Below are 13,092 nucleotides of genomic sequence, written 5' to 3' on the forward strand. Positions count from 1 at the left end.
TACTTAGCATCAGTAAAGTTACAAATTTTTATTAAATGTCTTATAAATAAAAGGTATGTCGTCTTAAATACTTGTTTACAGCAATTTGAATGGACATTATACTTAAAGCATAACTTTGAGGAAGAAAGTATGTCTATCAATAATAATGCGCTAGCCACTTACAGGTTACTAAAAGCGACAGCAGAAGTTGCTGAAAAATCGCTAGAAGGACGTATTCAACATTATCGTGCCCATTTAAAGTCTGAAGAAAAAGAACTTCGTACTTACACGCAAAAAGCAGCCGCTGACTTATTAGGCTGTAATAATCGCACCTTGAAACGACGTCATGATAATGGTGACTTTGATGAACTAAATATCAAACGTGGTGCTAATGGTCACTACGCATATACCTTGGTAAATATTTTTGCTATGGCTGATATCATGGATATAAAGCCAGATCACCGTACCGTTGATGATAAATTACAAGTTATCGTTATTAACTCATTAAAAGGTGGTTGTGGTAAAACGACCAGCATGGTGAACATAGCCGCTGCACTTGCTACTACCAACATTAAACGATACAGAATTGGTATTATTGACCTTGATCCACAAGGTTCTTCATCAAGCTTTTTCCCGCCTAGTGAACCAGATCCAATCACTGTGGGTGACTTAATGCGTGACTGTATTGAACTCGATGAAAACGAAACCTGGGATGAGTTAGTAACTAACTCTTTCTTAGCTACTCATATACCTAATATCCGTATATTGCCTTCAGGTATGGATGACTTTTATTTCGAGCATGAAACAGCAACTTTATTAAAAGATAGCTCTAGTTACGATAAAACACGCCACTATCATAAATTGCTCGAAAAAGTAATTGAACCGGTAAAAGATCAATTCGATATTATTCTAATTGATACAGCGCCTTCTCTTAACTTTATGTTTTATAATGCATTAATGGCTTCTACCTCGATGCTTATTCCAGTTCATCCTGAAGCTGTAGACTTTGATGCAAACAATAAATACTTAAAACGATTAGGCGAGATTTACCATACAGTTGCTGCGCTTGGCCACCAAGGTTGGGATTTCATGCAATTCTTAGTGACTAACTATGTTAAAGGGAACCATTCACAGCGCGACATCGTTAAAGATGTTCGTAGTGCATTTGGTCGTCAAGTAATGAGTTACCCAATCAATCATAGTTCAGCAATTACCGCCAGCTCATCTTCTTTTAATACTATTTTTGATCAAAAAACGTCAGACAGCTTAGCTAGTCGTGAGTCACTACTTCGTGCGCAAGAAAATATCAAAGATGTGGTTGATGAACTAGAAATGTTGATCCGTTCTAATTGGCAGTCAACTCAATCAACGCTAAATTCAGCTAAGTAAGGTAATTAATAAAAATGGCTAAAAAACGTAAAAACGATACCAGCTTAGACCCTTTTTCAACGTCTATCGAAAGCAGTAGTTTAGATGCTTTGCTAGAACAGGCTTCTGCTGGTGATGTTATCAGTATGCCTGCTCCAAGTGATCCTACTCGTCAAATTACATTGGTTTGTAAGGTTATCGCAAGTTCAGAAATTGAAGCTAAAACAAAAGTTTATGGTAAAAACCGCCGTGTGCAATCATTATTAAATGAAAAGTCAGTTGCCGATATCCTACCTGCAATTGCCGAAGACGGTCGTAATCAGCACCCTGCCCTATGTTGGGATAAAGGTGACGAAATGCTTGTATTAGCAGGCTCTCGTCGTCGTAAAGCATGTATCTTAAGTAACTCTGATTACTTAGTTTTAAGCTCTGAAGATTTCACAGATCAAGATGCTAAAATTCTTGCTGTATCATCTGATCAATACATTGCCCCGAGCCTATGGGAGCTTGGTCAAGCGTATCAACAAACCCGTGATGAGCTTATTGCTGAAGGTAAAAAAGGCTCTTATCGTGAGATTGCGGCAATTGAAGGTGTATCACATACTGCTATTGCTGATGCTATTAAAGCGTTTGAGAATCTACCTTCTGAGGTTTTAAGTCTTTACCCTACTGCGAATCATGTTGGCCGTGAAGTAGCTAAAAAGCTTATCAGTGCCAAAGAGCGTGATGAGCAGCTGTTTACCAAGCTTGTAAATGACGTAAGTAGTGATAGCGAAATAGCGCAAATCAGCAGCGATGATAAACGTGCTCTTGCAATTACCAAGCTATTAACTGCTGAGCCTGCAGCGCCTAGCCGTCGTGAAGCACTTATCGACAGTGAGTTTGTTAGCGTACAGCGTAATATTAAAAGCGGTGATTTATCTGTCAAAATCGATAATAAAGTGATGACAGACAAACGTTTAGAGCAACTAACTAAATTGTTAAATAGCTTTAATTAGTTAGTAAAATAATGATCTCTCACGCTTTTACAGTTAGTAAAAGCGTGATCTCCCCTCCCCTTTCGTTAGTAAAATAGTGATCTTTGGTTGGCTAATTTGGTCGTTATTACACTCTCAGATCAGTTTTTTACCAACTAATCGCCCCTTTACAGTTCTGTTACCCTGTAAATTTGTTTACTTAGTAAAAAATCGATCTGTAAAGCCCCTTCCTTGTTATTAACCTGTTTATATCTTGTGCGATTGTTGTTTGTTAAATGCTCAGTATGTCACTTTTCAACTTTGATTTTATTTTAAAGCACTTTTTTACTAACTAATCAGCTCCAACCAGTCCAATATTGCCCAATAGTGCTTTAGCTCTGGGCCGATAGATCATATACTGGCAGAATTATTTTTTGTTTTTACTGCCAAAAGCGTTATGTCTGCTAACTTATCCAAAAATGACTTATTAGCTATCTTTGAAGAAATCAAACAAGAGCAAGAAACTCAGTTTCCTCTGTCTGAGCGCTTCATTAAACAGCTGTTTAAGCCACATGTGTTAAGTAAAGCAAAAGAGTATCACCAGAACGGCCAAATCAATTGGTTAGAACATAACAGTGATTTTAGTGTTATTGATGCATCTATGTTTGGTAACGAAGGAAATACCTTCACTCAGCATATTGAGATCAGTAAATTACCAAGTGGCTTTTCGGTCGATTCGCATTGTACTTGTGGCTCTAAAACCAAATGCCGTCATATTGCGGCTGTGCTCCTAAAGCTGAAAATTGAACATTCAGGTGACTATGGCGAAGATTACATCATTAATGATTGGTTTAGTGAGCTAAAAACGCTTAAGCAAGTTGCTAGTGACAATGCCAAACAGGTTTTATTATTCGTCCTTGATGTAGAGAAGTCTGTAGTAACCCTTACCCCTAAAATTGCTAATTACGATCCTGAGCATAACTATACGCTTGGTCGTAACCTAACCGAGCAGCAGTTAAATAGTTTTGTAACTCCCACTGATTTATTAGAATCGGATTTTCGTTTATATAGCTGGATCCGTTCTCAAAATGCCCTTGGTAAATCAGAGCTAAAAGGCCAATGGGGTTTTGCAGCACTGCAGCAATTAATTGCTACTCAGCGTTTGTTTTTAGGTCGCTCTCGCCAAGCAATTAAAGCTGATAGCATGCAAGCACTAGAGTTTGATTGGAAACAAAACAAAGACTTAACATCATTGAGCATGACGCTTGCTGGCCAAGATAATTGGTTATTGCTAAAAACTACCCCCCCTACTTATCTTGACCCTGAAAAACTAAAGGTAGGTCGTATCCGTACTCCGTTAACGGCAGATGAGATTGCTTTACTTGCCAATATGCCAGCTATTCACACAGAGAACTTTGACCGCGTTTATCAACAACTCAATGATAATTTTGGTGAAGGTGTGATCCCTCATGCATTTAAGGAAAGCAAAAAAAGCCTAGCTCGAACTGTATTCCCTGTCATCAGTATTAATAATGACGAGGGCACAATCCGCTTAGGATTGCAGTTTAATTATCAAAACTCTTTGTATGATTTAAGCCAGGCGCCAGCTGATATATTAAACCAGTCATTAGAAAACACCGTTGTAAATGAATTAACTAACCTTGGCTTTGAATTATGTAAAGGGGCTTTACAAACTGATTTTATCTTTAATAAACAATCAGTTATTCATGAGCACTGGTTAAAGTTTGAAATAATTCCAAACTTACTAAAACGCGGTTGGAAAATTAATGATGAGTTAGACGTAGGCAAAGTTCTAAAACAACTTTCACTGCAAGTTGAGCGAGGTAAAGGTCATCAGATAGTTAGTAAAATCGTGATCTCTGGTGTTAAAACTCAACAGTTGTTTGTCACTGATAACAACACTTATCAATCTCTTAACAGACAAAGTGAACGCTTTTATTACTTTACTGTAGGAAAACGCTTTGCTGTGGTTGAAAAGGCCGCGATGATGCAGCTTAATGATTATCGTGAACGTTTTGAGCATATTAAAACCCGTGACGAAATCTTAATGCCTTTGTCGTTTTTGCCTAAGCTTATCGAACAAAAAGCAATTAAGGTTAATATTGTAGACGATGCTCTAGATGCTTATCTATCTGAACTAAATAGCTCACAACAACTTATTAAAAAGTCCGATATTCAAGGCTTAAACCAAGGTGTGCAATTACGTGAGTACCAACAGCACGGTGTTGATTGGCTTAACTTTTTAAAACGTCATCAACTTGGTGGTATTTTGGCTGATGACATGGGGCTAGGTAAAACCTTACAAGTTATTGCCTTTTTAGCTAATGCCAAGCAATCACCACAAGCAGGCCCCACGTTAATTGTTTGCCCAACCAGCTTGGTCGGTAACTGGCAAAGTGAAATTAATAAATTTGCCAGCAACTTAAAAATTACGACTGTCTTTGGTGCTGCGCGCAGCGACCAATTACAACAGTTGTCGCAAGCAGATTGTATCTTAACCACGTACCCACTGTTGAAACGTGACATTGCCTTTTATTCGCCGCTGTATTTTGAAAACATCATTCTTGATGAAGCGCAATATATCAAAAACGATGCCGCGCAGGTTTCGCGGTTAGTTAAGCGCCTTAATGCTGACTTTAAGCTTTGCTTAAGTGGCACGCCTATCGAAAATAACTTATTTGAGCTTAAATCTTTGCTCGACTTTGCAATGCCCTCTTTGCTTGGTTCGCAAACACATTTTAAGAGTTATTTTCAAACGCCTATAGAGCGTGATAACGATGTTGTCCGTGCAGATGAACTTAAATCGTTGATCATGCCATTTATCTTGCGTCGTACTAAAGCTCAGGTAACGCAAGAGCTCCCAGAGAAGACTGAGCTAGTTAAAGAGTTTGAATTTGAGAGCAAACAAAAAGAAATTTACACCGGTATCACTGAATCTTTAGAACAGAAATTAGTTGACCTATTTGCGCAGCAAGGTGTGCAAAAAAGTAAGCTTGCCTTTTTAGATGCATTATTAAAGCTAAGACAAATCTGCTGTCATCCAAAATTGATCGATCCTAGTTCACAGGCTGGCAGTGCTAAGCTTGAGTGGTTATCAAAGCATTTGCCTATTATGCTTAGCGAAGGACGTAAGGTGATTATATTTAGTCAATTCACCATGGCACTTGATGTGATAGCTGAGCGATTAAATGAACTTGGCATCCGCTTTAGTATGCTTACAGGGCAAACGCGACATCGCGACCGTGTAATTGAAGAGTTTACTCAAGGTGATACATCCGTATTCTTAATCAGCCTTAAAGCCGGCGGCACCGGATTAAACCTAACTCAAGCCGATACAGTGATTCATTTTGATCCTTGGTGGAACCCTGCCGTTGAAAAACAGGCGACAGATCGTGCCTATCGTATTGGCCAAACTAACCCTGTGTTTGTTTATAAATTGATTATGGCTAACTCAATCGAACAAAAAGTATTTAAAATGCAGCAGCATAAACAAGCCCTTGTTGATGCATTATTTACCGAGAAATCAATGAGTTTTACTCAGTTTGATGAAGAGCAAATGCTTGCACTGATAAAAAATTAAATTTTTTTAAAGTTTTTTTGAACTAATCAAATTTTGGGGCGTCTATTATTATGCTTGTTGTTAAATTGCAGTTTACATAAGCATTATGTTGATTTCCCATTTGGTTACTAAATTTTAGTAATGTTAGAGCCAGCTCACCTTGAGCTGGCTTTTTTTATGCCTAAACCCCCTACTCTGCTGAGCGCTAATTCGTTATGATGATGTGTCTTTAAGTTATTGAGTTTTCATTATGATTACAGAGCTAATTGCACAGATTAATTGGCAAAGTGGTGTGCTTGGTGCTGCTGTAGGTGCTGTTGCAAGTGGTGTTATTTTTGCCCTACAAAATAGTCGCTTAAAAAATCAGTTAACCGAACTTCAAAATAGCCAGCAAATCCTGCAAAATCATTTAGAACAAAAGCAGCTGCAACTTGAACAAAGCCAGCTTACACTTTCGCAGTTACAGCAAGATTACGCAGAACAACGTGATGAGTCTCAACACTTTAAAACCCGCTTTGTAGAACAAGAAAAACAAGCACAACAATATAGTCAGTTTTGGCGCAAGGTCGAAGCTGAGCTTGCTGATACAAAAGCTGCACTTAATCAGCGCGATGTTGATTTAAGTACCTTACGAAGCACAGTTGAGCAAAAAGAACTGCATTTTAAAGAGCAGCTTAGCCATATCAAAGAAAGCAAAGAGCAACTCAAAAAAGAATTTGAAAATCTCGCTAATCAAATCCTTGAAGAAAAATCGCAACGTTTTAAAACCTTAAATCAAGAAAGTATTGAGCAACTATTAAAACCTGTTCAGGGTGAGCTAAAAGGCTTTCGCGATAAGATGGAATTGATCCACGTCGAAGATCTAAAGCAGCGTGCAGCGCTAAAAACTGAGTTATTGCATTTACAGGCTAAAAGCCAAGCTATCACTGAACAAGCCGATAGGCTGAGCACCGCATTACAAGGGCAAAAGAAAACCCAAGGTAATTGGGGTGAGTTAATGCTTGAAAATGTACTCGACAGCGCTGGGCTGCGTGCTGGAGTAGATTATCAGCGAGAAGTATCGTTTAACACCGAAGATGGCCGTTTACGACCAGATGTTGTGGTGTATTTGCCTCAGCAACGTCATTTAGTTATCGATGCTAAAACCTCTTTAAACGCGTATACACGCTATGTAAATGCCGATACAGAGCTTGAGGCGCAGCAAGCGCTAAAAGAGCATGTTATGGCGGTGCAATCACGTATAAACGAGTTAGCAAGCAAAGCCTACGACAGACTACCCGGTATTAACTCACCAGAAGTGGTGATCATGTTTGTACCCATAGAATCTGCATTTGTTGAAGCGCTTAAGTACCAGAGTGATATTTATCAGCAAGCAATCGAAAAAAATATCTTAGTTGCAACTCCAACGACCTTATTGACTAGCTTGAATATCGTAAAACAACTGTGGCGTTTTGAAGAGCAAACTAAATACTCAAAAGAGCTTGCCGCCCGTGCTGAGCGTTTTTACAACAAGCTCAATGGTTTCCTAACCAGTATGGAAGGGGTTGGTAAGCAGTTAGACCGCGCCAAAGAAAGCTATGATAAAGCGTTTTCTCAGCTGTACCGCGGTAAAGGAAACTTGATTAAGCAGGCCTCTGAGTTCAAAGAGTTGGGGGTTTCTGTTCAAAAAGAGTTACCCGCGGAAACTGTTGAAAAAGCCCAATTAGAGTTAGATTAATATGCAGGTTTTAAAGCGCATCGCGTTTGTTGTTTTGGCATCTGTATGTTTTGCAAGTATTGTCAAAGCTGAAAATTATGATTACGACAGCCAACTTAATAAAGCGTTACACGCTAATAAACTCGTTGCGATTGGTGATGTTCATGGCAGCGAGCATGTTGTTACTAGGCTTATAAAATACTTAGATGAGCCTAGTAACTGGCAGCAGCTTGATGATCTTGTCGTTGAATTTGGCAATGCGCGGTATCAAGATTTAGCTGATCAATATTTGTTGAGCAAACAGAATATAAGCATTGATGACGTAAGGCACATTTGGCGCGACACCTTGTATTTTATGGCATGGCAATATGATGTTTATGAGCAATTAGTTTTAAAGTTAAAACAGCTTAATAGCACCCGTGAACATAAAGTTCGTCTCGTCCTTGCTGAGCCTGCAATGAACTGGCAAACCCTCTCTAAAGAGGATTGGCAAAAGCTAGAGCGTAGCCGTGAAACTGGCTATTTAGAGGCTATAAATCAGCATGTTGTCGCTAAGCAGCGCCGTGCAATCTTACTCTTTGGTGCATTTCACACGTTTAAAAAGCCGATAGTATAAGCAATCAAGCTTCGCTTTTTAGTTCTGTTATTGCATTACTTGAGCAGCAAAAACCGGGCTCCACATACACTGTTTGGCCTGCGATGAAAAACGATGGTCTTGCATCATCATACCCTGCGGACAGCTTGATCCCTTTATCGGCTAATAGTTCGTTGAATAAGCCGTTAGCGTCAATGTCTAAACGCTTTGCTACAAGCAATAGTATTAGCCTTGCGGATGTTGCAGATGCCTATTATGTGCTAAAAAACACAGATAGAAATGCACCATTAAGTGATGCGGCTTTAAATGATCTGGCGTGGCATAAAGAGTTAAAACGTCGTGCTGAAATAGTGTCACCAAGAAGTGCTAAACAAATCCACTCTTGGCTTAGCCAACAAAACTAATAAAAAGCCAACGTCATGTTGGCTTTTTATTAGTTAATAAGTTCTGCTGAAACAATATCGTTGAGCATCAAAAAGTGGTTAAGTACAGACTCTTCAAGCTCGAATACCTGCGCGATTTTTTCACCACTTGCTGACATCCCCGTTTGCGCACCTGCAAACTCGATATGTAACCCTAAACGTTTCAGGGTTTGGGTATCATAACTATAAATAGCCGCATCACGTTTCTCGGTAATACCTGGCATCATCCCTATGATAGTAACCGCTTGTTCAACATTGATGATATCGAAAAATTGTCGCTCTGCAGTTTGCCATTTAGCTATATAACTAGCTACCTCGGGCGGCTGCTCCATGGGCACGTATAATGGCTGTAATGAGCCGCCATGCCAGCCAATAACGGCTTGTGCTTCAACGAGGACATGTGGACTTGCAGTAACGACATAATTGGCGCAGGAGGATGCACAAAGCTCACGCACTACAACATTGAGTTGATATTCATGAACTAAGCCTCCGAAATGGAGACCTGCCATCACATCACCACCTTGGCTATTAATTATTAAGGTGTTGATTTGTTGATCGCTATTTACTAATAATTGTTCAAACTTTTCAACATTTTGCTTTGATGTTTTGCCGTGAAAATAAATAGTGCCCGGCGATACTTCACTAATTTCAGCAACGCTTTGCTGTGTTGTTTTACAACCAACCAGCAGCACGCTCAATAATAATAAAAAACGCATTAACAATGCCTTGAAGTTTTGTTTGTATACAGTGCGCAATTTAATAATATGTCATTAACGAACTGCAAAAATGGCATAGTACGTTTTTTTACTTGAGAAATAAATCCACAAAATAGGAATAATTGTATGAATATTGGAATTTACATCTATGATGATGCCGAAGTGCTCGATTTCTCAGGTCCGTTTGAGGTGTTTAGTACGGCTAAGCGCCTAGCGAATAATGACTGGCAAGTGAGTTTAATTGCTGAAAATGATAGTCCTGTTCTTGCCCGCGGCGGTTATAGTGTAAACCCCCATTACAGCTTTGCTGACTGCCCTTTGCTTGATCTGCTTGTTGTGGTTGGGGGTGACCATACACGAGAGCTGGAAAAAGTAGAGGTTATTACTTGGTTAAAACACACAGTCACTAACACCAAGCGTGTTGCGAGTGTTTGTACGGGGGCGTTTTTGCTTGCTAAAACTGGGCTTTTAAGCGGTAAAAATGTCACGACTCATTGGCAAGATCAACCTGAGCTGGCTGCTATGTTTTCTGATCTCAACGTGATTGCAGAAACTCGTTGGGTCACCGACGGTAAGTTTATCAGCTCTGGGGGGATTTCTGCAGGCATTGATATGAGCCTAGCATTAGTCGCTGAGTTTATTAGTTACGAACACGCCCTACTAACTGCTAAACAGATGGAATATAAATGGCAGACGTTATAATTTCTCAGCCATGTAGTCGGTTATAAACTGTTTTAAACATACAGCCTTTTTACTCAGTAAACGTGCGCTTGGCCAGATAGCATAAATGTCGCGGTTTTCCCCTCGCCAGTGTGGCAGTACTTGAACTAGCTGCTGAGATTTTAATTCATCTATAACCTCAAACCGAGGTAACAAGGCGATACCTTGCTCATCACAAACTAAGTATTTTACAAATCCAGTATCGTTAAAAGTACTAGCAAATCGGCACATGTGAGTATAAGTTGCATTCGTTTGTGTATTGGTTAGCTGCCACTTATTTCGCAACGTGGTACCAATTAATCTATGTTGTTTTAAATCAGCAGGCTCTTCTATGGCAGATGCCGAATTAAGGTATACTTTAGTGCTTACAAATAAGGTATCAACACTGCCTAACTTTTTCTGATGGAGCATAGAATCAGCCTGCGGCCCGACTCTTATTGCTATATCAGCTTGGCTTTTACTGAGATCTTCAAGTTGGTTATTAAGCAGTAGCTCAAGTTGAATATCAGGGTACTGTTTAGTAAATGCGAGCCACATCGGCTTTAAGAAACCATGACTAATATTCAGAGGTGCTAAAACTTTAAGCTTTCCTGATAATTGTGCTTTTTGATCATTGAGCTGGCGGTGAGTTTGTTCAAACTGCTCAATTAATTCAACATAACTTTGAAAATATACCTCTCCTGCTTGTGTTAACGTGCATTGCCTTGCTGAGCGATTTAAAAGCTGCTCGCCTAGGCGTTGCTCAAGCCGTTGCAAGCGCCTCGATACTGTTGCGGTAGGCAACGACAAGCTCTCAGCCGCATTACTTAGGCCGCCTTGTTTAACAATCTGTATGAATAGGGCAATATCGTCAATCATGTTCTCATTTATGCAATCATAGTTTGTTTATCTTGCTATTTTTAGCATTTTTGCAATTAGATATCATGTCTTTTATTAAATCATTTAAGAGCATCTAATTATGAGTGTTAATGATATTTATGTGATAACTTTTGTAGGCATAGCGGCGACTTTGTTCATTGATCTTTATGCTTTTCTGCTGGCTAAAGTGTTTAAGATACCGTCATTAAACCTTTGTTTAGTTGGCCGTTGGGGCTTGGGGTTATTAGCTGGAAAGTTTATGCACCAGAATATAACAAGCAGCCCTGCTAAGCATTTTGAGTGCGTGTTTGGCTGGTGTTTACACTACTTTATTGGTGTTTTATTTTCGTTTCTATTTATATTACTGGTCGGTCTTGCTTGGCTTGAACAGCCCACCTTAATTGCTGCATGTATATTTGGATTAGCTAGTGTATCTATGCCATTTTTTGTTATGCAGCCCGCTTTAGGGATGGGGATAATGGCTACGAAAACAGCAAACCCACTTCAAGCCCGCTTAAAAAGTGCTGTAACTCACCTACTTTTTGGTGTCGGAATATATTTATCAGCTCAATTCATTCAATTTATTTAGGAGTAAGTAATGGACGCAAAGCATTGGCATCAACGTTGGGAAAATAACGAAATTGGTTTTCATGAAGGAGACGTTAACCGTTATCTAGATCAGTTTTTTACTAACTTAAATTTACAGCAAGGCGATACTGTTTTTGTGCCACTGTGCGGAAAAACTCACGACATTCATTATTTGCTCGCGCAAGGTATGCGTGTTGTTGGGGCAGAACTTAGTGAGATAGCCATTAAGCAGTTATTTGATGAGTTAAAGCTAGAACCCGAAATTAGCCAACACGGCGAACTATTACGTTATCAAGGCGCAAATCTAACCGTTTGGGTAGGTGATATTTTTGCACTTACCGCGAATGAACTTGGCACTATCAACGCGGTTTATGACCGTGCTGCCTTAGTTGCGCTGCCAAAGCCCATGCGCATTCGCTATACCCAGCATTTACTAGAGTTGACCAATAGAGCTAAACAGTTAGTGGTGGTCTTTGAGTATCAGCAAAGTGAGTTTTCGGGTCCGCCGTTTAGTGTGGTCGCCGATGAGCTACATCAGCACTACGATGCTTTTTATCAACTAACATTACTGTGCAAAGAACCTCTCGAAGGTGGCTTAAAAGGGCAAGTCCCCGCCATGAACGTAGCTTGGCATTTAAGTTAGTACTTACAAACTAGTGGTGTGTAAATTCACACCCTAGTTGTGCATTTTTGTGGCTGGTTATTGTATCTCTGTGCGTGCACTATAGTGATTACTGCATTTAAGGAGTACATTTATGCAAAAGCCACGCGTTTTATTTGTTTCACATGGCGGCGGTCCTATGCCATTGCTTGGCGATCCAAGTCATGCCGATATGGTTACTTGCTTACAGTCTATTGCTGCAAAAATTCAAAAGCCGTCAGCTATTTTGATGGTGAGTGCGCACTGGGAAGCGAACCCTATTAGCATTACTTCGAGCGCTGCTCCTGAGCTAATTTATGATTACTATGGTTTTCCTGAGCCTGCTTACAGTATTGAGTACCCAAGCCCTGGCGAACCAGCCCTTGCCGAAAAAGTACATCAAGCATTGGCAAAGGCTAATATCGATAGCACTTTAAACCCATCTCGTGGCTTTGATCACGGTATGTATGTGCCTTTGAAGATTATGTATCCAGAGGCAGATATCCCTTGTGTGCAATTGTCGTTACATCCAAGCCTTGAGCCAAGCTTACATCTAGCGATAGGTGAGGCTTTACAACAGCTTGATTACGATAATTTATTAATCATCGGTTCTGGCTTTACTTTTCATAATATGCGCGCATTTTTCACCCCTGAAACTGCTGAAATTAAAGCGCAAAATATGGCTTTTGAGCAATGGTTAGTCGATGTCTGTGGCAATACTGAGCTGAGTGAGCAGCAGCGACAAGCTAAGCTATTAGAATGGCAAATGGCCCCTGCGGCGCGTTTTAGCCATCCTCGTGAAGAGCACTTATTGCCGTTACATGTTTGCTATGGTGCGGCGATACGCCCTTGTAGTGATATCTACGAACTACGTATTGCTAATAAGCAAGCCAGTATGTTCTTGTGGGACGATTAAGTTTAAGTTCAACCCCCTAGATAACACGATAAAGGCTCAGATTTTATAAGCTTATTTT

The 13,092-nt window shown here is 39.9% G+C and carries 12 protein-coding genes; 10 read left to right on the forward strand and 2 right to left on the reverse strand.

Going from position 1 to position 13,092, the window contains the following annotated elements:
• The first annotated feature begins 129 nt into the window (after nucleotides 1-129).
• The 6 genes from NO991_RS03680 to NO991_RS03705 all read left to right on the forward strand — a co-directional run bounded on the left by NO991_RS03680 (nucleotide 130) and on the right by NO991_RS03705 (nucleotide 8,578).
• On the forward strand, nucleotides 130-1,368 hold the full coding sequence (locus NO991_RS03680) for an AAA family ATPase (RefSeq protein WP_199528876.1): 1,239 nt from the start codon (nucleotides 130-132) through the stop codon (nucleotides 1,366-1,368).
• A 14-nt stretch (nucleotides 1,369-1,382) separates the two neighbouring features.
• A complete protein-coding gene (locus tag NO991_RS03685) occupies nucleotides 1,383-2,345 on the forward strand; it encodes a transcriptional regulator (RefSeq protein WP_300545677.1) in 963 nt (320 codons plus the stop codon).
• A gap of 415 nt (nucleotides 2,346-2,760) precedes the next feature.
• Entirely contained in the window at nucleotides 2,761-5,904 is a 3,144-nt protein-coding gene (locus tag NO991_RS03690; RefSeq protein WP_371351690.1) for an SNF2-related protein, read from the forward strand.
• A gap of 229 nt (nucleotides 5,905-6,133) precedes the next feature.
• The gene (gene rmuC, locus NO991_RS03695) at nucleotides 6,134-7,600 is read left to right on the forward strand and encodes a DNA recombination protein RmuC (protein ID WP_138599771.1); all 1,467 of its coding nucleotides are present in this window, start codon (nucleotides 6,134-6,136) and stop codon (nucleotides 7,598-7,600) included.
• A 1-nt stretch (nucleotide 7,601) separates the two neighbouring features.
• Nucleotides 7,602-8,195, forward strand: coding sequence for a hypothetical protein (locus NO991_RS03700; RefSeq protein ID WP_300361831.1), 594 nt, complete (start codon nucleotides 7,602-7,604; stop codon nucleotides 8,193-8,195).
• Between the two features lie 83 nt (nucleotides 8,196-8,278).
• Nucleotides 8,279-8,578, forward strand: coding sequence for a hypothetical protein (locus tag NO991_RS03705; protein ID WP_300361829.1), 300 nt, complete (start codon nucleotides 8,279-8,281; stop codon nucleotides 8,576-8,578).
• Between the two features lie 29 nt (nucleotides 8,579-8,607).
• Here the strand turns inward: NO991_RS03705 and NO991_RS03710 are convergent, their stop codons facing one another.
• Nucleotides 8,608-9,312: a hypothetical protein gene (locus tag NO991_RS03710; protein WP_194441139.1), complete on the reverse strand. Its 705-nt coding sequence runs from the start codon at nucleotides 9,310-9,312 to the stop codon at nucleotides 8,608-8,610.
• A 126-nt stretch (nucleotides 9,313-9,438) separates the two neighbouring features.
• Here NO991_RS03710 and NO991_RS03715 point away from each other — a divergent pair, with 126 nt between their 5' ends.
• On the forward strand, nucleotides 9,439-10,014 hold the full coding sequence (locus NO991_RS03715; protein WP_199528871.1) for a DJ-1/PfpI family protein: 576 nt from the start codon (nucleotides 9,439-9,441) through the stop codon (nucleotides 10,012-10,014).
• On the opposite strand, the gene NO991_RS03720 is transcribed toward NO991_RS03715, so the two are convergent.
• Nucleotides 10,009-10,890, reverse strand: a complete 882-nt coding sequence (locus NO991_RS03720) for a LysR family transcriptional regulator (protein ID WP_300361825.1) — start codon at nucleotides 10,888-10,890, stop codon at nucleotides 10,009-10,011. The genes NO991_RS03715 and NO991_RS03720 overlap by 6 nt on opposite strands.
• A gap of 100 nt (nucleotides 10,891-10,990) precedes the next feature.
• On the opposite strand from NO991_RS03720, the gene NO991_RS03725 reads away from it, so the two are divergent.
• The 3 genes from NO991_RS03725 (at nucleotide 10,991) to NO991_RS03735 (ending at nucleotide 13,034) form a co-directional block, all read left to right on the forward strand.
• Nucleotides 10,991-11,479, forward strand: a complete 489-nt coding sequence (locus NO991_RS03725; RefSeq protein WP_187489705.1) for a DUF2938 family protein — start codon at nucleotides 10,991-10,993, stop codon at nucleotides 11,477-11,479.
• Between the two features lie 9 nt (nucleotides 11,480-11,488).
• Nucleotides 11,489-12,121 (forward strand): thiopurine S-methyltransferase, encoded by a 633-nt coding sequence (gene tmpT / locus NO991_RS03730; protein WP_054553346.1) that lies wholly within the window; start codon nucleotides 11,489-11,491, stop codon nucleotides 12,119-12,121.
• A 112-nt stretch (nucleotides 12,122-12,233) separates the two neighbouring features.
• Nucleotides 12,234-13,034 carry a class III extradiol ring-cleavage dioxygenase gene (locus NO991_RS03735; protein ID WP_300361823.1) on the forward strand — a complete coding sequence of 267 codons (801 nt, stop codon included), beginning with the start codon at nucleotides 12,234-12,236 and terminating at the stop codon, nucleotides 13,032-13,034.
• Nucleotides 13,035-13,092: the final 58 nt, after the last annotated feature.

It is taken from the genome of Pseudoalteromonas sp. DY56-GL22 (assembly GCF_041414715.1).
Classification (GTDB): Bacteria; Pseudomonadota; Gammaproteobacteria; order Enterobacterales; family Alteromonadaceae; genus Pseudoalteromonas; species Pseudoalteromonas simplex.